Source organism: Sphingobium mellinum, from assembly GCF_037860795.1.
GTDB classification, from domain to species: Bacteria; Pseudomonadota; Alphaproteobacteria; order Sphingomonadales; family Sphingomonadaceae; genus Sphingobium; species Sphingobium mellinum.
In genome coordinates, this window is sequence record NZ_JBANRK010000001.1 from 768,926 (window position 1) to 786,787 (window position 17,862).

20 protein-coding genes and 1 pseudogene are annotated in these 17,862 nt (G+C 64.3%); 11 read left to right on the forward strand and 10 right to left on the reverse strand.

Features of this window, described 5'->3' with window-relative positions:
* Positions 1–18: 18 nt before the first annotated feature.
* Entirely contained in the window at positions 19–873 is an 855-nt protein-coding gene (locus AAC640_RS03920; protein ID WP_340264759.1) for a hypothetical protein, read from the reverse strand.
* A gap of 14 nt (positions 874–887) precedes the next feature.
* Positions 888–2,111: a TIGR04063 family PEP-CTERM/XrtA system glycosyltransferase gene (locus tag AAC640_RS03925; RefSeq protein WP_340264760.1), complete on the reverse strand. Its 1,224-nt coding sequence runs from the start codon at positions 2,109–2,111 to the stop codon at positions 888–890.
* Positions 2,112–2,200: 89 nt separating this feature from the next.
* Between AAC640_RS03925 and AAC640_RS03930 the strand changes: the two genes are divergently transcribed.
* The 6 genes from AAC640_RS03930 (at position 2,201) to AAC640_RS03955 (ending at position 7,183) form a co-directional block, all read left to right on the forward strand.
* Entirely contained in the window at positions 2,201–2,323 is a 123-nt protein-coding gene (locus AAC640_RS03930) for a hypothetical protein (RefSeq protein WP_340264761.1), read from the forward strand.
* Positions 2,316–3,683 (forward strand): putative O-glycosylation ligase, exosortase A system-associated, encoded by a 1,368-nt coding sequence (locus tag AAC640_RS03935; RefSeq protein WP_340264762.1) that lies wholly within the window; start codon positions 2,316–2,318, stop codon positions 3,681–3,683. Before AAC640_RS03930 ends, AAC640_RS03935 begins: the two co-directional genes overlap by 8 nt.
* Complete coding sequence (locus AAC640_RS03940; protein WP_340264763.1) at positions 3,683–4,402, forward strand: hypothetical protein; 720 nt, start codon at positions 3,683–3,685, stop codon at positions 4,400–4,402. Before AAC640_RS03935 ends, AAC640_RS03940 begins: the two co-directional genes overlap by 1 nt.
* A 55-nt stretch (positions 4,403–4,457) precedes the next feature.
* A complete protein-coding gene (locus tag AAC640_RS03945) occupies positions 4,458–5,477 on the forward strand; it encodes a DNA topoisomerase IB (RefSeq protein WP_340264764.1) in 1,020 nt (339 codons plus the stop codon).
* A gap of 27 nt (positions 5,478–5,504) precedes the next feature.
* Positions 5,505–6,689, forward strand: coding sequence for a mechanosensitive ion channel family protein (locus tag AAC640_RS03950; protein WP_340264765.1), 1,185 nt, complete (start codon positions 5,505–5,507; stop codon positions 6,687–6,689).
* Between the two features lie 125 nt (positions 6,690–6,814).
* On the forward strand, positions 6,815–7,183 hold the full coding sequence (locus AAC640_RS03955) for a hypothetical protein (RefSeq protein ID WP_340264891.1): 369 nt from the start codon (positions 6,815–6,817) through the stop codon (positions 7,181–7,183).
* On the opposite strand, the gene dgcA is transcribed toward AAC640_RS03955, so the two are convergent.
* Positions 7,177–8,154 carry an N-acetyl-D-Glu racemase DgcA gene (gene dgcA / locus AAC640_RS03960; protein ID WP_340264766.1) on the reverse strand — a complete coding sequence of 326 codons (978 nt, stop codon included), beginning with the start codon at positions 8,152–8,154 and terminating at the stop codon, positions 7,177–7,179. The genes AAC640_RS03955 and dgcA overlap by 7 nt on opposite strands.
* 351 nt (positions 8,155–8,505) lie before the next feature.
* On the opposite strand from dgcA, the pseudogene AAC640_RS18340 reads away from it, so the two are divergent.
* Both AAC640_RS18340 and AAC640_RS18345 read left to right on the forward strand, forming a co-directional pair.
* Positions 8,506–9,312, forward strand: a pseudogene (locus tag AAC640_RS18340) (ABC transporter transmembrane domain-containing protein); the annotation flags it as partial.
* A gap of 147 nt (positions 9,313–9,459) precedes the next feature.
* Entirely contained in the window at positions 9,460–10,230 is a 771-nt protein-coding gene (locus AAC640_RS18345; RefSeq protein WP_422794953.1) for an ABC transporter ATP-binding protein, read from the forward strand.
* A 62-nt stretch (positions 10,231–10,292) separates the two neighbouring features.
* On the opposite strand, the gene AAC640_RS03970 is transcribed toward AAC640_RS18345, so the two are convergent.
* The 5 genes from AAC640_RS03970 to AAC640_RS03990 all read right to left on the reverse strand — a co-directional run bounded on the left by AAC640_RS03970 (position 10,293) and on the right by AAC640_RS03990 (position 13,339).
* Positions 10,293–10,610, reverse strand: a complete 318-nt coding sequence (locus tag AAC640_RS03970; protein ID WP_340264768.1) for a PilZ domain-containing protein — start codon at positions 10,608–10,610, stop codon at positions 10,293–10,295.
* A gap of 196 nt (positions 10,611–10,806) precedes the next feature.
* A complete protein-coding gene (locus AAC640_RS03975) occupies positions 10,807–11,229 on the reverse strand; it encodes an ExbD/TolR family protein (protein ID WP_340264769.1) in 423 nt (140 codons plus the stop codon).
* A 19-nt stretch (positions 11,230–11,248) separates the two neighbouring features.
* A complete protein-coding gene (locus AAC640_RS03980; RefSeq protein WP_340264770.1) occupies positions 11,249–11,737 on the reverse strand; it encodes an ExbD/TolR family protein in 489 nt (162 codons plus the stop codon).
* A gap of 119 nt (positions 11,738–11,856) precedes the next feature.
* The gene (locus tag AAC640_RS03985; protein ID WP_340264771.1) at positions 11,857–12,615 is read right to left on the reverse strand and encodes a MotA/TolQ/ExbB proton channel family protein; all 759 of its coding nucleotides are present in this window, start codon (positions 12,613–12,615) and stop codon (positions 11,857–11,859) included.
* Between the two features lie 70 nt (positions 12,616–12,685).
* Entirely contained in the window at positions 12,686–13,339 is a 654-nt protein-coding gene (locus AAC640_RS03990) for an energy transducer TonB (protein WP_340264772.1), read from the reverse strand.
* A 251-nt stretch (positions 13,340–13,590) separates the two neighbouring features.
* Between AAC640_RS03990 and AAC640_RS03995 the strand changes: the two genes are divergently transcribed.
* A complete protein-coding gene (locus AAC640_RS03995) occupies positions 13,591–14,460 on the forward strand; it encodes a hypothetical protein (protein WP_340264773.1) in 870 nt (289 codons plus the stop codon).
* Positions 14,461–14,564: 104 nt separating this feature from the next.
* Positions 14,565–15,872 (forward strand): homoserine dehydrogenase, encoded by a 1,308-nt coding sequence (locus AAC640_RS04000; RefSeq protein ID WP_340264774.1) that lies wholly within the window; start codon positions 14,565–14,567, stop codon positions 15,870–15,872.
* A gap of 10 nt (positions 15,873–15,882) precedes the next feature.
* On the opposite strand, the gene AAC640_RS04005 is transcribed toward AAC640_RS04000, so the two are convergent.
* The gene (locus AAC640_RS04005) at positions 15,883–16,338 is read right to left on the reverse strand and encodes a hypothetical protein (RefSeq protein ID WP_340264775.1); all 456 of its coding nucleotides are present in this window, start codon (positions 16,336–16,338) and stop codon (positions 15,883–15,885) included.
* Between AAC640_RS04005 and glpX the strand changes: the two genes are divergently transcribed.
* Positions 16,337–17,317: a class II fructose-bisphosphatase gene (glpX, locus tag AAC640_RS04010; RefSeq protein ID WP_340264776.1), complete on the forward strand. Its 981-nt coding sequence runs from the start codon at positions 16,337–16,339 to the stop codon at positions 17,315–17,317. The genes AAC640_RS04005 and glpX overlap by 2 nt on opposite strands.
* A 72-nt stretch (positions 17,318–17,389) precedes the next feature.
* Here the strand turns inward: glpX and AAC640_RS04015 are convergent, their stop codons facing one another.
* Positions 17,390–17,767, reverse strand: coding sequence for a MerC domain-containing protein (locus AAC640_RS04015; protein WP_340264777.1), 378 nt, complete (start codon positions 17,765–17,767; stop codon positions 17,390–17,392).
* Between the last annotated feature and the right edge of the window lie 95 nt (positions 17,768–17,862).

Consider the following 17,862-nt stretch of genomic DNA (forward strand, 5'->3'; position numbering starts at 1 on the left):
CTCGGCGGTAAGCCCAGCTCAGCGCGTGCGGTCGGCCATGGCGCGCAGCGTGCTCAAGGCGGCACGAAGGGCCCGGTCGGCCTGATCGTCGACCTCATCGCGAACCGGCACGGGCGCTTCCACAGGCATGTCCGCCAGGACCCCAGAGTCGGTCCTTGGCTCCCGCGTGCGGCGGGCAAGGCCGCGTTCCAGGCGCTCGGTCAGTTCGGCGATGGACAGCGGCGGCGCAGGGGGCACGGATGCTTCGAGCGCGGGATCGGCAAGGGGCGCGATGGTCGGCTCGATGACTTCCTCATATTCCGCCTCGATCGCCTCATCGAGCGCAGGCGACGCCGCCACGCGCGGCAGCGCGCGGATGACGGGCGGCTGCTCAGGCTCGGCTGCGTCCGCCTCACCCAGGCGCATCGGGGCGACACGCGGAAAAATGTCGAGCCCACCGAAGTCGCGGCTGGCGAAGATCGGCGCCCGCGCCGGGGCATCCGGATGCGCGTCCGCGCGGCGGAGCGCCAGGCGCGATCCGCGGGAGGCGCCAGCGCCCCGGCCGCGTGCGAGCCAGTTCAGCTTCGACAATGCAAAACCCATGATCTTAACTCCCGCGACGCCCTGGCGGCGTCGACCTTGCTGTTCCCGTTCCGCCGGCCGGCTTTGACCCGGACCTGCCCAAGCCGCTCCCGCAGCCATCACTCCACAAAAGGCCGCAAGCAGCAGCCGCGCCTTCAGTCCCAGCGGCGGCGCGGCGGCGGGCAGCGCTTCGCTGAGTCCGCTCGACGCCACCAGCGTCTCCAGAAAGCCGACCGGCATTGCCAGCAGGATCGCCGCGATGCCAAGGCCGCACAACGCCGCCGGGCCAATGACCGGACGGGACCGCGCCATCGTCATCACGCTCCTCAAGCGGCAGCCCGCGTGCGCGGCCGATCCAGCAGACGCTGATAGACCGGTTCGTAGCGCAGAATATTTGACGACCAGTTACGCTCGCGCTCGACGTAAGCGCGCGCCGTGGCGCGTCGCTCATCCCAGAAGCCGCGATCGGCAAACATGCCGGCGAGCGCGGCCGCAATCGCCGCTGGATCGCCGGGCGCGAACAATGTGCCGGTTACGCCATCCTCAATGAGTTCGCGATGGCCGCCCACGGCAGACGCCGCGACCAGCCGGCCCTGCGCCATCGCCTCGAGCGGCTTGAGCGGCGTCACCAGTTCGGTCAGGCGCATCGCCTTGCGGGGATAGGCCAGGATATCAACCTGGGCGTAATAATCCTCAACCTCGTCATGCGGCACGCGGCCGACGAAGACGATGTGGTCGGCAAAGGGAGAGGCTATCGCCTGATCGCGAAGCGCCTGTTCGCGGGGGCCTCCACCGACCAGAAGCAGTTTGACCCTGGGCCGCGCCCGCACGAGTCTGGGCATCGCGGCGATGAGATCGTCGAGCCCTTCATAATCATAGAAGCTGCCGATGAAGCCGACGACGTCGGCGCCCTCAAGCCCCAGCCGCGCAGTGAGCGACTTGTCGCGCGGGACAGGCGTGCCGAACTGGTCCATGTCGACGCCATTGGGCGAAACGATAATATGTGTGGGGTCGACGCCGCGGGCGACCAGATCGCTGCGCAAGCCTTCGCAGATGACGGCAACCGCATCGGCGGCGCGCACTGCGTGGGTCTCCAATTGACGGGTCAGCCAGTAGCGCGGGCTTCCCTCCGTTCCCGTGCCATTGCCGACCGCTGCATCTTCCCAGAAGGCACGGATTTCATAGACCGTCGGTATGCCGTGCCGCTTCGCGACGCGCTGGGCGGCGATGGCGTTCAGCACGGGCGAATGGGCATGGATGATGTCTGGGCGCCAGCGCGCCACCAGCGCATCGATGGCATCGGCGTGAGCGGAGATATCACGCCACTCGCGCAGCAGCGGATGGCCCGTAGCGGCCTTGCCCGGCGTGCGGTGAAAATGCAGGCCGTCGACGACTTCCTCAAGCGCGCCGTCATCCTCGTGGCGGTGCCCGGTGATGCCGCGCACGTTCCAGCCGCTGCCCTGCTGGGCACGCAGGATGGCGCGGGTGCGGAACGTGTAGCCGCTGTGCAGCGGCAGGCTGTGATCGAGCACATGGAGTATCCGAGTCATGGCGCAACTTGTGCCGGAAAAGGTTTAACGGCCCGTCAACTCTGCCGCGCTAGGACAGGCGCCGTGGCCCCGGACGAATCCTTCGCGCGATGATTGACGCACTTTCCCTGCTGATCAGCCATGGCGTGATCATGCTGGCGGCATGGCGGCTGCTGTCGCGTCCGGATCTGGACGATGAATCGCTGGCAGGCGGGAGCGCGCCCGATGCGTGACCTGTTCTTCGTCGCCTTTCTTGGCGCCTTCTTCCTGCTGGGGCTGCGGCGGCCGTTCCTGCTGATAGCCGTCTATGCCTATATCGACATCGTCTCGCCCCAGCGCTTGTCCTATTTCCTGCTCAACAGCATTCCCATTTCCGCCATCGCCTTCGTGCTGGCGGTGGGGGCCTGGATTGCCTTCGACGACAAGAAGGACTGCCGATTCGCGACGCGGCAGCTGCTGTTGCTGATCCTGCTCGCCTGGTGCGGCTATACGACCGCGACTGCCGACTTCCCGATCAATGCGGCGACCAAATGGGCCTGGGTGTGGAAGGCGATGATCTTCGCGATATTCCTGCCGCTAACCTTGCGCACGCGGCTGCGGCTGGAGGCGGTGACGTTGTTCATGGTGCTCTGCGCCAGCGCGATCATCATCAACGGCGGCATGAAGACCGCGCTTTCGGGCGGCGGCTATGGCGTGCTGAACCTGATGGTCGACAACAATAGCGGCCTGTATGAAGGCAGCATCATCAGTTGCGTGGCCATTTCGCTGATCCCGCTGATCCTCTGGCTGGCGAAACATGGCACCGTCTTTCCACCGGACTGGAAGGTGCGCGGCTTTGCTTATGCGCTCTGCTTCGCCTGCCTGCTGATGCCGATCGGGACAGAGGCGCGCACGGGCCTGGTCTGCATCGTCATCCTGGCAGCGATGATGCTGATGCGGTCGAAGCGGCGTTTCGTTTATGGGCCGCTCATGGCCTTCGCGGCGCTCGCCGCCATTCCCTTCCTGCCGGCCAGCTTCACCCAGCGCATGTCGACCATCGAGAATCATCAGGGCGACGAGAGCGCCTCGACGCGCCTCGCCGTATGGAAGTGGACGCTAGACTATGTGAAGGAACATCCCGGCGGCGGCGGGTTCGACAATTATCTGCAGAACAGCTTCACCTATTTCATGCAGGAACGGGTGACCGACAGCGGCGGATCGCGCCTGGAACGGCGCATGGTGACAGACAAGGGCCGCGCCTATCATAGCGCCTATTTCGAAATGCTGGGCGAACAGGGCTGGTTCGGATTTGGATTGTGGCTGCTGATCCACTTCATCTGCTTCATCCGCACCGAATCGATTCGCCGCCTTTACCGGAAGCGTGACGGGCCGGACGAGGCGTGGGTCGCGCCCTTCGCACTGGCATTGCAGCAGGGGCATGTCATCTACATGGTGGGATCGCTGTTTGTGGGCATCGCCTACCAGCCCTTCATCTTCATGATGCTGTCGCTGCAGATCGGGCTCGATACCTATCTGACCCGCAAACGTCGGCAGGCGGCGCGCGGCCAAGCCTTTCCACTAGAATCGTTGCGACCCATAAGGGAGGGAATGTGATGAGCGGAGAACTCCGCATCCTGGGCATGGCGCATGGGTTGCTGCTGGGCCTTGTACTGGCATCACCAATGATCGGGCCGAATTGGTTACCCTGGGGCATGGAGGCGCTTTTCATCATCGCCGCCTTCCAGCTCCGGCTTGCCGACCGGCGCTGGGAAACGCGCGCGGGCCTTCGCGGCTGGGCAAGCCATATCCGCATGGCGCCGGCGCGTCTGGTGCCATGGGCCGGCACGGCCGTCGTCGCACTGATGGCGGGTCCCGGACAAGCGGCGCTCGCCGGGTCGATTCTGGCGGCGATCGCGGTCAGCGAACTGCTGATCTATCCGATCGGCGCGCACATGCTGGGGCGGCTGCCGCGCCGGGGACTGGCCGGTGTCATCCTGCTGCTGCTGATCGGTTGCGCCTTGGGCGAGCCGGGCCAGGCGCCGCGCCTTGCCGTCGCGTTTGCGCTGGGGATGAGCGGCTGCGTCTTCTGGATGCGCGGACCCGATGGCGAAGCGCACGCCACCTTGCTGGCGGCGGCGACCCTTCTGGCCGCCATAATCGGCGCTTGGTGGGTGCCGGCAAGCACGCCCTTCGCGGTGCCGGCGGGCGCGTTGGCAGGGACGCTCACGCTCGCGCACCTGTCGGTCATCCGCCGCCACCCGCGGCATTGGCGCCTGGGACGGAACGGCGCGGGCGGGTGGCGCCTGATCGGCTTTGGCATGCTTCGCCGCTGAAACCCCTCTGGAACGAAGACCGGCACAGCGGGTTCTCGATTTCTTGAGAAGCCCTATGCCAAACACACGCCGCGCAACGTCCGTCGTCCATGGCAATGACAGCCTGCCGGGAATATCGCGCCGTGCGCTGAAGCGCGGATGGGCCTATTTCCTTCCTGATGGCATGCGCATCACAGATCGCGAAGAGATCGAGCGCCTCAACGCGATAGGGATGCCGCCGGCCTATCGCGACTGCTGGTTCTGCCTTTCCTGCAACGGCCACATCCAAGCGACCGGCTATGACGATCGGGGGCGCAAACAATATCGCTATCATCCCGAATTCCGCGCGGCGCGGGAAGCGGAGAAATATGGTGGCTGCGTCGCGTTCGGGCGGGCGCTGCCCAAGCTGCGCGCGCGGATAGAAACCGACCTGTCACGTCGCGGTCTGCGCAAGGAAAGGACCATCGCGGCAGTGGTCCGTCTGCTGGACCTCGCCAAGGTGAGGGTCGGCAATGAACATTATGCTTCGGCGAACAAGAGTTTCGGTGCAACGACGCTGCGCCGCCGTCATGTGGACATCAAAGGTCAGAAGCTGCGGCTGCGCTTTCGCGGCAAGTCCGGCAAGGAACATGAGCAGACGATCAGCGACCGCCGACTGCTGCGTTTCGTGCGAGCGATGCAGGACCTTCCGGGGCAGCATCTGTTCCAGTATCTCGACGAGGACGGCGTCGCACGGCCGATCAGTTCGAGCGACGTCAACGCCTATATCTCTCGGGCGACGGGAGGCGACTTCACGGCCAAGCATTTCCGTACCTGGGGCGCGTCTGCGATCGCGTTCGAAACGCTGGCAAACGGGTCCGTCTCGATTGCCCAGATGGTCGCGCCGGTGGCAGAGGCGCTTGGCAACACGCCCGCGATCAGCCGCAAGAGCTATATTCATCCCGCCCTGGTCGATCTGTGCAAATCGGGTCAGGACGAATGGCGCAAAGGGCTTCGCTTGCCGCGTAGCACGCGCTATCTGAGCCGGTATGAACGCGGGCTGATCGCCTTTTTGGAGCAGCAGGACGGCAACGCCGTGCTTCCCCTGGCGGCCTGACCGGCGCACGACGATTCAAGGATATCCATGCTCGCCAAGCAACAACCCAGCCGTCCCGCCATTGACATCCAACCACCGAGCCTCGGGGAAATGTGGCGCGGCGTGATGAATTGGTTTTCTGTTCACTCGCTTCAGATCCTCATCGCCGTGGGAGCGGCGATCCTCGTCTATCTGGCGCTGGCGACGCTGCGGCAGTTCGGCAAGCGCATCAAGGGGCGGCCCGGCGACACGCTCGGCATCTCCAACGTGCTCGGCCGGGCAATAGCGCGCACCGCCCACTTCTTCATGGTGATGGTCGCTGCGCGGCTGGTCGTCGGCTATGCCAATCCACCGCCGATGGTGCTGAAGACGGTCGTTTTCCTGTTCACCATCGCCGCCGTATTCCAGGGCGCCATCTGGGCGCGTGAGATCATCCTGGGCCTGATCGAGCGGCGCACGAGCATAAATGACGGCCATAGCGAAACGCTGGCCAATGCGATGGGCCTCATACGCGTGCTGGTGAGCGTTGCGCTGTTTGCGATCGCTGCGGTGGTGGTGCTCGACAATCTTGGCGTCAACGTGACCGGGCTGGTGGCTGGCCTGGGCATCGGCGGCATCGCCATCGGCCTTGCCGCCCAAGGCATATTTTCCGACCTTTTCGCCGCGCTTTCGATCATATTCGACAAACCGTTCCGTCGCGGCGAGGTGATCACCTATGACCAGACCACTGCGCGGGTGGAACGGATCGGCCTCAAGAGCACGCGCTTGCGCGCGATGTCCGGCGAGAAGAAGGTCATTTCCAACGCCAACCTGCTGCAGAAGGAAATCACCAGCCTGCAGATGCTGGCCCAGCGGCGGGTCACCTTCAGCCTTGGCATCATCTATCAAACCTCCGACGCGCAGGCGGACGCCATTCCGACCATGCTACAGGAGATCGTAGAGGCGCAGGGCATGCTTTTCGTCAATGCCGGCCTAGTCCGCTTCGGCGCGAGCTCATTGGATTACGAATTGAATTTCGACGTCCCTGATCCTGATCGGCACGACTATTTCTTGAGCCGTCATCGCGTCGGACTGGCCATCTGGAAGCGATTCAGGCGCGAAGGCATTGAATTCGCCTACCCCACCCAGACGAGCTTCACTGCCGCGCCAGATGGGCGGGCGATCATGCCCTACCCAGGGGAGCGCGATCACGAGGGCGGCGGAAAGGGTGCGCAGCGCCGGCCGATCGGCTGATCCGATTTCCGATTCCGTTCGTCGGCCGGCTTCTTGCCGGGCTGGGCGCGCGCCCGCAGGAGACGGGCCATGAAGCTGCGAAAGGGAATGACATGACGAAACGCATGACATGGATCATCGGCGGCATGGTGACAATGCTCCTGCTCACGCCAGCCGCCGCCGACGCGGAAGGGCTGGGCGCGGAGGTCAATTACGGCCGGGCCGATGGCAGATGGGGCACGGAAATCGGGGCGGGCTATGCCATGGATATTGCCGGCTTCAGCCTGACGCCTGGGGCAGGGGTCTATCTGCGTGACGGCGGCACGAAGCTTTACGGCCGGGTGGAAGCGACCTATTCTGTGCCCGCCGTTGGCAGGATCGGCGCGGGCGTGCGCTTCAGTGACGACAATACGCGCCCCTATGCGACCATCGCCATGCCGTTGGTCCCGATGTTGCGGGTGAAGGGTAATGTCGGCCCCAAATATTATGCGGTCGGCCTGACACTGGGTTACTGACCCATTCCCCAAAGCGTGCCGGGTTGGAGGAGGCCATCCTGCAAGGAGAGTCCACCATCCCTGTCCTTCGACAGCAACAGGGCGCCGTCAAGGTCGATCCAGTCGGCGCCCTGGGCGACCAGCGCGGCTGGCGCTATGCCCAGCGACGTGCCGAGCATGCAGCCGACCATGACGCGAAAACCCCTGGCCCGTGCCTCTCGCGCCAGGGCGAGCGCTTCGGTGAGGCCGCCTGCCTTGTCGAGCTTGATATTGACCGCATCGAATCCGCCCAGCCGGTCAAGATCAGCGCGAGTATGACAGCTTTCGTCGGCGCAGAGCGGCAGCGGCGCGCGGACGCCGTTCAGACGTTCCTCCCGGCCGTGGACGATCGGCTGTTCGACCATCTCCACACCCATTTCCGCTAGCGCCGCTGCCTCGGCGGCGATGTCCAGATCATGCCAGCTTTCATTGGCATCGACGATCAGCCGCGCGGCGGGCGCGCCGGCGCGAACGGCCCGGATGCGGGCGCGGTCGTCCTCACCCGTCAGCTTGCATTTGAGCAGGGCAAAGCCCCGGCTGGCCGCTGCGCGCGCGTCCGCTTCCATACGGTCGGGGTCGTTCAGACTGATGGTGAAGGCCGTGGGCAGCGGCACGGGCTCGTCGAGACCGGCAAGCTGCCATGCCGGCCGCCTCGCTTGCCTGGCTTCCAGGTCCCACAGGGCGCAATCCAGCGCGTTGCGCGCTGCGCCGCGGGGCATGGTTTCCAGCAGGGTCTGCCGATCGAGCGGACCTTTGTAGGCGTTGATGGCAGCGGCGCAGCCCTCGGCGGTTTCCCCTTCATAATAGATGGCGGTCCCCTCGCCCCGGCCGAGATGCGTCCCGTCGCCAACAGTGCAGGTCACCACATCCACCACCGTCTTCGCGCCCCGGCTGATGATGAAGGCTCCCGCCACCGGCCAGCGTTCAACGGTCGCGGAAATTATGCGGGTCATCGGTATTCCCTCTGAGGCAGTTTGACGGGCCATGGAAGGTCTCTATGCGCAAAAGCCCCGGCGTCGCTAGTCTGCCAAATTCACTATGGGAGGATGGGATCTTCCGCGACCTCCCGAGACGGGACCGGAATAGGGGCTGACGGGCGATCTGCACCCCCTTGGCGGAGAAAAGAGATAGCGGTCCGACGCGGCGGTACGTGCTGGATCGAGTTCCCGATCACATCGCCACGATGACCATTCCAGCGATCCTCGTTGAGGCTTGTTGCAGGGGCTGCTAAGCGCGCCCGCATGGACGTTGCGGACCAACACTTGCCGCGCGAAGGCGCGCGTTCCTCCCTAGGCAGCCTGGCCATGCTCTGGCGGTTTGCCGCCCGCTATCCCGGCCGCATCGCCGGCGCCCTGATCGCGCTGATCACCGCGTCGGGGGCGACGCTGGCGATTCCCAGCGGCTTTCGCCTGGTCATCGATCGCGGTTTCATGGGTGGTGGCGATATCAGCCGCTGGTTCCAGTATCTTCTGCTGATCGTCCTGGTCCTGGCGCTGGCCAGTGCCGCGCGTTTCTATTACGTGTCCTGGCTGGGCGAGCGCGTCGTGGCGGACATACGATCGGCGACGCAGGCCAATCTGCTCAGGCTCGAACCGCGTTTTTTCGAAGAGAACCGGCCGTCCGAGATCGCTTCGCGCATGACTGCCGACACCGCGATCATTGATCAGGTGGTGGGATCCACCGTGTCGGTCGCGCTGCGGAACCTGGTCACGGGCACCGGCGGGCTCATCTACCTGTTTGCATTGGCGCCCAAGCTCGCGGGGCTGCTGGTGCTGGGCATTCCCCTGATACTGATCGTGATGATTGGCCTGGGGCGACGGGTACGACGGCTGTCCCGCGCCAGCCAGGATCAACTGGCGGCGGTGGGTAGCGTCACCGCCGAGGTATTGGGCGCGATGAAGATCGTGCAGGCGTTCGGACAGGAGGAGCGCGAAGCCGCACGCTTCGACGCGACGGTGGAGGCAGGCTTCGCAACGGCCCGGCAGCGCATCCTGCTGCGCGCCATCATGACGGCAGTGGTGATCGCGCTGGTCTTCGGATCGGTCACCGCCGTGATGTGGCAGGGGGCCCTGGACGTTGCGGCAGGGAAGCTGTCGGGGGGCAGCATCGCCGCCTTCGTGCTGACGGGCGGACTGGTTGCGGGAGCCTTTGGCGCGCTTTCGGAAACCTGGGGTGACCTGCTCCGCGGGGCGGGAGCCGCTAGCCGGCTTCATGAACTCATGACAGCCCGGCCGGAGATCATGGCGCCTGCGCATGCCATGCCCCTGCCCGCGACGGCGGAGGGCGCACGCCTGCAGTTCGAGGACGTGCATTTCAGCTATCCGACCCGGCCTGGACAGGCGGCGCTGCATGGTATTTCACTCGACATCGCGCCGGGTGAAACCGTGGCGATCGTAGGCCCTTCGGGAGCCGGCAAATCGACGCTGATCCAGCTTGCACTGCGCTTCTACGACCCGGATTCAGGCGTAATCCGCCTGAACGGCGTTGCCCTGCCGCAAGCGGACCCGGCCGTGGTGCGCGGCATGATGGCCATGGTCCCACAGGACAGCGTGATCTTCGCGTCGTCGGCGCGCGACAATCTGCGGTTTGGCCGATGGGATGCGGACGACGAGGACATCTGGCAGGCCGCTCGGGCCGCCAATGCGGAGGACTTCCTGCGTGCCCTGCCGGAAGGTCTGGATACTTATCTCGGCGAAGGCGGCGCACGGCTGTCGGGCGGACAACGCCAGCGACTATCGATCGCCCGGGCGCTGCTGCGTGACGCTCCGATCCTGTTGCTCGACGAGGCCACCTCGGCGTTGGACGCGGAGTCCGAACGGCTGGTGCAGGAGGCACTTGGACGGCTGATGATCGGCCGCACGACGATCGTTATTGCGCACCGGCTCGCGACGGTGCGCGCGGCTGACCGCATCATCGTGCTGGACAAGGGCGACATCGTCGAACAGGGCGACCATGCCTCTCTGATGACAGCCAAGGGACTTTACGCGCGATTGGCGAGCTTGCAGTTCCAGGACGGTCCGGTGAACTGAACGCTGGCTTTAGGCGGTCCGGACCATCTCGCAGAACCGGCTGCACCCCGTCGCGTTATGCCTCACAGGCTGATCCTGACGATATGGTCGAGAATTGCGGGATGGAGAGGCCGGTCGAACTGGCAACCGGCTTCATGCCCGCGGGTCCAGAGAACCTCGGCGCGCCGCCCTTCAAATCCCGGCAGCATGATCCACAGCGTGTCGCCGCTGTTCAGCTTCATGAAGCTTTCCAGTCGGAAGCCGTTGACAGACAGATCGGCGATATGGCTCTTGAACCATGTCTCGCCGGGGCGCCGGACCTTGACTGGAACGCGCACATAACGCCGTTCGGCCATCCGGCCGTTTCTGCGCGTCACATCGATCTGATATTCTGCACCCATGGCTGATGTCGCGTCCTCATCGGCACCATCGTCGATCAGGGTTAAAAAAGCCTTAGGATGTCTGGCTTGGCCAAAGAAAAGGGGCCGCATGACGCGGCCCCTTAAACTTGTGATCTGCTTTCTGATCGCGTCGCCCCTGCCCGCCCGGGAACAGGAAGTCAGACATTCACGGCCGGAACGGCAGCGCTTTCAGACGTCAGAAATTGCCATATTGTTCGTTGCCGACAAAGCCCAGCTTCGTCACCCCTGCACGCTTGATCTCTGCGAGAACCTCGTCAACGACGACGTAGCGGGTTTGTGCATTGGGCTGGAACTGCAGTTCGGGTTCCACCGGAAGCCGCAGTGACTGCGCCAGATACTGACGCAGGGTCAGCAGGTCGATGGTCGAACCATTCCATGTGATCACGCCGCCAGCGTCAATCGCGACCTTGTTCTTCACAGGGTCAATCACGCTGTCCGTCGGCGGCGCGTTCTGCGGCAGGTCGATCTTGACCGCGTGGGTCTGGATCGGGATGGTGATGATGAACATGATGAGGAGAACGAGCATGACGTCGATCAACGGCGTCGTGTTCATCTCCACCATCGGCTCGCCATCTTCTTTTCCGGCACTCATTGCCATGGGGCGATACTCCTAAAACTTAAAGCCGCTGCACCGAGGTACCCGGTTCGGGTTCGGAGATGAAGCCGACCTTCGGGAATCCAGCGCGCTGCATCGTGTAGATGGTGCCGCCGATGCACCGGTACGGGACATTGATGTCGCCGCGGATATGCACTTCGGGCAGATCGTCAGGCGTCAGATTTTCCGCGCCGCCAGCTTTCTTGATGTCCGCTTCAAGCTTCGCGACCGCACGGTCGAGCAGCTCACCCGAAGACACCTTGGTCAGGTTCCAGTAGACGGCACAGCTGCCGTCGGGCGCTGCGGTGACCGAAAGAGACACATTTTCCGGCTTCGTCGTGGTCGGCTCGAACGCCACCTTGGGGAGCTGCAGCTGAACCGTCTGGACGACGACCGGAACCGCGATGAGGAAGATGATGAGCAACACCAGCATGACGTCGACGAGCGGCGTCGTGTTGATGTCGGACATCGGCTTGTCATCACCGCCGTCGGAGCCAACACTCATTGCCATTGATAATTTCCTAACATGCGTGTCGATGGCACCCCGGCGCTTCCGGGGCCCTTGGCCGGTGCGGGAACCTTATGCGGTCGCAGCCGCCCGCCGGTTCCCGAACCGGCGCCTTGACCCAATCAGGCCTTGGTCGAAGCGGTCGCCGGCTTTGCGGCCGGAGCGGCAGGGGCTGCGGTGAAGGAGGGCTTCACTGCACCGTCCGACACCAGATAGGCTAGCAGATCGACGGTGAAGCCGTTGAGCTGTTCGGCGATCGACTTGTTGCGGCGCTGCAGGAAGTTGTAGGCGAGCACCGCGGGAACGGCCACGGCCAGACCCAGGGCCGTCATGATCAGAGCTTCACCAACCGGGCCGGCAACGGCATCGATCGAAGCCTGACCGGCAGCACCGATCTTGATGAGCGCGCGGTAGATACCGATAACCGTACCGAACAGACCGATGAACGGCGAGGTCGAACCGACGGTGGCGAGGAACGCCAGACCGCCGCCGAGGCTCGAATTGATGGCAGCTTCCGAACGAGCCAACGAACCGTGCAGCCAGTCATGGGCTTCCACCGGATCCTTCAGCTTGCCATGCTCGTCCTGCGCCTTGATGCCGTCATCGACGATCTGCTTGTAGGCCGAGTTCTTTTCGAGCTTCGCCGAACCTTCCTTCAGCGACGCGGCGCGCCAGAAGGTCGCCCGGACCTTCTTGCCCTGGTTGATCACCTTCTGCTGCTCGATCAGCTTGGTGAACAGGATGTAGAAGGTGCCGACCGACATAAGGCACAGAATGCCGAAAACGGTCTGCGCGATCAGTCCGCCCTGCTGAAGGGCTTCCATGAGGCCGTAAGGGTTCTCCGACTTCGGCGCGGCCGCCGCTGCGAGATACATCAACATTTTCAAGACTTCCCTCTCAAAGGATCAATAGAAGGGGAAGGCGGCAGCACGGCCGGCCTTCCCGTTACAATCATTCAGGCAGTCGCCAGGTAATACGGCCGTTATAGGTGTCCGCCATCGGCTGGCCATCGCTGCCCACGGCCGGCTTGAAGCGCGCGCGCTTCGGCAGGAGGCGGCAGGTCGCTTCATCGAGGTCCGAATGGCCCGTCGAAGACGTGATGGTGCAGTTGGTGACACGCCCGTCCGGGCCGATCTCAAGCCGGAAGCCAGCCGTACCCGAGCGTTCCTCACGCTGCGCGCGGCTCGGGTAGTCCGCATCGCTCAACCAGCTGCCGGGTGCGCTGCGCGGCGAAGCGCGGGTCGCAGCGACAGGCGGCGGAGGAGGAGGCGGAGGAGGCGCTGCAACCGGAACCGGATTGAACACCGGCGGCGGCGTACGCACGGTCTGGATAGGCGGCGCCTGAACCGGCGTCTGGACTATCGGCGGCGGCGCAACCACGGGCGGCGGCTCGACCGGCTGATCCGGCGGCGGCGGCGGCGGCTCCTCGTCCGGTGGCGGCGGTTCCTCCTTCACGTCGATCACGTTCAGCTGTTCCGCCGCCTTTTTGACATATTTCATGCCAAGACCGGTGACGAAAGCATAACCGAGAACAGCGTGAATCAGGGCGACGATAACGATCGAGATCGTGCGACTCGATCCTTGCGAGTGGTCAGCATAGGCCATTCGGCAACGACACTCCTTAACTCAGCTTTACCAGTTGATTATCGGCAAATAAGCCAAAAACGACCATAGCTGGCCGGACTATCCCGGTCACCTTTGGCCCCTATCCGTCCATTTGCTACCGTGCGAACTCCTATCGCGGCCAACCGTGGCACGCAAACGCTTTATCGATATCCTCATTTTCGATTATCATTCACTATCGGAACGACTTGCCTGTGGCATCAATGTCACGGCCAGCAACCCTCAGGACGAACATGAAAAGCAAATCCCCCACTCCGTTAATCATAATTGCGGCCGCATGCCTCATTTCCGCCGCATACCCGCGTGTTTCCGGGGCCCAGATCGTCCCGCCCGCGCCTGCTGTCGCTCCTGCCGACAGGCTCTCCTACGCCGACATCGCGGATCTGGCGGATGCAGCCCCGCTCGTGGCAGTGGCGAAAATCCGCAACATTATCGCATTGTCCCCCGAGCGAGCCGGACCAGTGCCTGCAGGGCACCGCCGGCTGTATATTGAGGCCAGCGTCGAGAATCTGATTCGCGGAGACGGGGGAATCAGCCCGACGGTAAGCTATCTTTACGACGCCCCGGTCGACATGCGGGGCAAGGTGCCCAAGCTGAAAAAGGCCGAAGTCATCCTTTTCGCCCGGCGCGGGGAGCGGCCGGGGGAAGTCCAGCTCGTCGCCCGTGACGCGCAGTTGCCTGCCACCCCTGCCTATCAGGCCAAGGCCCGGGCGGTCCTTTCCGAATTGATGGTAAACGGGGCGCCCGCTCGAATCGTTGGCCTTGGCGACGCCTTCCACGTTGCCGGCACCATAGCCGGCGAAGGAGAGACGCAGATCTTCCTGCGGACCGAGACGGGCGAGCCTGTATCCCTGTCGATCCTGCGCCGCCCCGGTCAGGCGCCCCGATGGGCGGTCGCGCTGGGTGAAATCGTCGACGAAGCAGCTCGCCCGCCCGCGCCCGAGAGCCTGCTGTGGTATCGCCTGGCTTGCACCCTGCCGCCAACACTTCCAGACAGGTCCGTGGCCGCGCTGCAGCCGCAAGATGCCGACGCCGCTCGCGCCGACTACACCTTCGTTCTCCAATCGCTCGGCCGGTGCGAGCGCTCCCGTTCCAACTCCTGACCTGGCTCCGCTCGACGTCTTCCCTGTCCTTTTTCTTGGACAGGGAGGGATTGGCGGCTATCAGCGCCGCTTCAGCCAGCCTGCAAGGACCGGAAACAGAAATCATGACCAATCTGCATCGCCATGCCCCGCTGCGCGTCGCGCTTGTCGGCCTCGGCACGGTGGGCGGAGGCGTCATTCGGCTGCTGCAAACCAATGCCGACCTGATCGCGCGGCGCGCCGGCTGCCCGATCCAGATCGTCGCCATTTCCGCGCGCGACCGCAGCAAGGACCGCGGCGTCGATCTGTCGCCCTATGAGTGGGTCGACGACATGACGACGCTGCCCACGCGCGACGATATTGACGTCGTGGTGGAACTGATCGGCGGTGCCGACGGCCCGGCGCTCACCCTGGCACGTCAGTGCCTGAATGCCGGAAAGCCCTTCGTCACCGCGAACAAGGCAATGCTGGCCCATCACGGCATGGATCTGGCGGCGCTGGCGGAGAAGGCGGGCGTCGCGCTGAAATATGAGGCGGCGGTGGCGGGGGGCATTCCAGTCATCAAGGGAATGCGCGAAGGCGCCGCGGCCAATGAGATCAGCCGCGTCTATGGCATCCTCAACGGCACCTGCAACTACATCCTCACGACCATGGAGAAGGAAGCCCGGGGCTTCGACGATGTTCTCAAGGAAGCCCAGGAACTGGGCTTCGCCGAAGCCGATCCCAGCTTCGACATTGATGGAGTCGATGCGGCGCACAAGCTGACCATCCTGGCCGGCCTGGCCTTTGGCACCGAACTCGATTTCGACAGTGTCGCGATCACCGGCATCCGCCACGTGATTGCGGCGGACATCGCAGAAGCCGCTGCACTGGGTTATCGCATCCGTCTGGTCGGCATGGCCGAAAATGGCCCGGACGGCCTGTTTCAGCGCGTGCACCCCATGCTCGTCCCGCTCGATCATCCGCTGGCCCATGTCGACGGATCGCTGAACGCGGTCGTGGTGGAGGGCAATTTCGTCGGACGCCTCTTCTTCCAGGGGCGCGGCGCCGGCGACGGTCCGACCGCGTCAGCCGTGGTTGCAGACCTGATCGACGTGGCGCGCGACGAATATGGTGATGCGCTCGCCATGCCCGTTGCCGCACTCGCCCAGCAGAATCCGGCCGATGCCGGCCAACGGGTGGGACGCGCCTATTTGCGTTTCAAGGTCCAGGATCGGCCCGGCGTTCTGGCCGAGATTGCCGCTGCCACGCGCGATGCGGGCGTATCGATCGAAAGTATGATCCAGCGCGGCACCAGCCAGGAGGAAGAGGGCGTGCTGCTGGCCATCGTCACCCATGCCGGCGAGGAGCGCTGCGTCATCAATACCCTGGAGCGGCTGGCGGGATCGGATAGCCTGCTGCAGCAGCCCGTCGTAATGCACATCCTCGATTGAAGTCGGCCCCTCAGCGGGGAAGGAAAGTCCGCAAAAGGGTCTCGCCGATCGGTTCGCCCAGCCGGAACAAGCGAAGCCTCGCTTGTTTGGGACATCCGAAATTGCCGATCACCCGGCAGGGTCGTGCGTCGAAGCGATAGGCACTCATCTTGTTGTCGCGGGGGAGCGGTCGGTCGACGAGCGGCTGCAACCTTTCCTGATCGCTCATCAGGCAAAGCGCCGGGACGGCATGACAGGGGGCGGCCGAAGCCGCCTTCTTGGCGGGCACCGGTGCCTGAACAATGCTGGCGGCGATCAGCAGGGCAATCATCTTGGCGAACCCTTTTCCCTTTCGCGATGCAACGCGATGATCGCCTTTCCGTTGCATGGCCGCCGTGAAATGCGTTTCCCGGCCACCGGGGTGCTCGACAAGGTCCGGCCGACCTCCTATCGCCTGAACGAACAGCGACAGCAGAGGAACAATCATGGTGCAGGCTAGCTCGATACTGGATCGTGTCTTGGTGCTTGAAATGGTGCGCGTCACCGAAGCGGCCGCCATCGCCGCATCCAGGCTGGTCGGGCGCGGTGACGAAAAGGCTGCCGATGCCGCAGCAGTCGAAGCGATGCGCCTCGCCTTCAACGATCTCTACATGGACGGCACGGTCGTCATCGGCGAAGGCGAACGCGACGAAGCACCAATGCTCTATATCGGTGAGAAGGTCGGCAATGCGATCGGCACCGGCCCAAAGATCGACATCGCGCTCGATCCGCTGGAAGGCACCACAATCACGGCCAAGGCCGGCCCCAACGCGCTCGCGGTGCTGGCCATTTCCGAGGAAGGCGGCCTGCTCAACGCACCCGACGTCTACATGGAAAAGCTGGCGGTCGGCCCGGGCTATCCCGAAGGCATCATCGACCTCAACAAGTCGGTGAAGGACAATGTCCAGGCGGTCGCCGGGGCGAAGGGCGTCAGCCCCGCCGAAATCATCGTCTGCGTACTGGACCGCCCGCGCCACGAAAAGCTGATCGCCGAACTGCGCGAAATCGGCTGCGGCATCATGCTCATCCCCGACGGTGACGTAGCGGGCGTGATCGCGACGACCGACCCCGAAACCAATATCGACATGTATATGGGATCAGGCGGCGCGCCCGAAGGCGTGCTGGCCTGCGCGGCGCTGCGCTGCGTCGGCGGGCAGTTCAAGGGCAAGCTGCTGTTCCGCAACGACGATGAGCGGAACCGGGCCTATAAATGGGGCATCACCGACCTGGACAAGGTCTATGACCTCAAGGAACTGGCGAAGGGCGACTGCATCTTCGCGGCGACCGGGGTGACGGACGGATCGCTGCTGGCCGGCGTCAAGCGCCTGCCGGGCGCCAAGCTGACAACGGACAGCGTCGTGATGCGCGCCAGCACGGGCACGGTGCGCTGGGTCAAGGGTGAACATCATCTTGATCGGAAACAGTAGGTCTCCAACGCTCTCCAAAGGCGTGACGAAGAAAGGGGACCCAGCCGGTCCCCTTTGCTTTCCGCCCCAGTCTCAGCGGCCCGCGCGATGATTGAGGTCGTGGCCCAGCGCCAGAATGGCGACGCCGACCAGCGTATAGGCGCTTTCCTGCCATCCATGATCCAGCGTCAGCGCGCCGGCCATGATGCCAAGTCCAAGCGAGCCAACCGCCGCGGGCATCATGAAGCCATGCGCCAAGGCGCCGTGACCAAGCGCCAGCGCGCCCAGTAGGATCGCCAGCATCAGTCCGGTCTCATGAAAGATGGGGTTGGCAAAAACGCCTCCCGCCGAAGCAAGTACACCCAGCAACACGGCGGTACCCAGACAATGGGCGACGCACATGCCCGAAAGCGCAATCGCGAAACGGTCGATGCGACCGCTGTGGAGGCTGGAGCGAAGGCTTATCAGCATGACAGCCCGTACATAGGCCGGCGCCGATGAAGTTACAACATATCATTACGTGCCGTGGGCCGCCAGGGACTGATTGCCTTCCCTCGCCTTGGCGG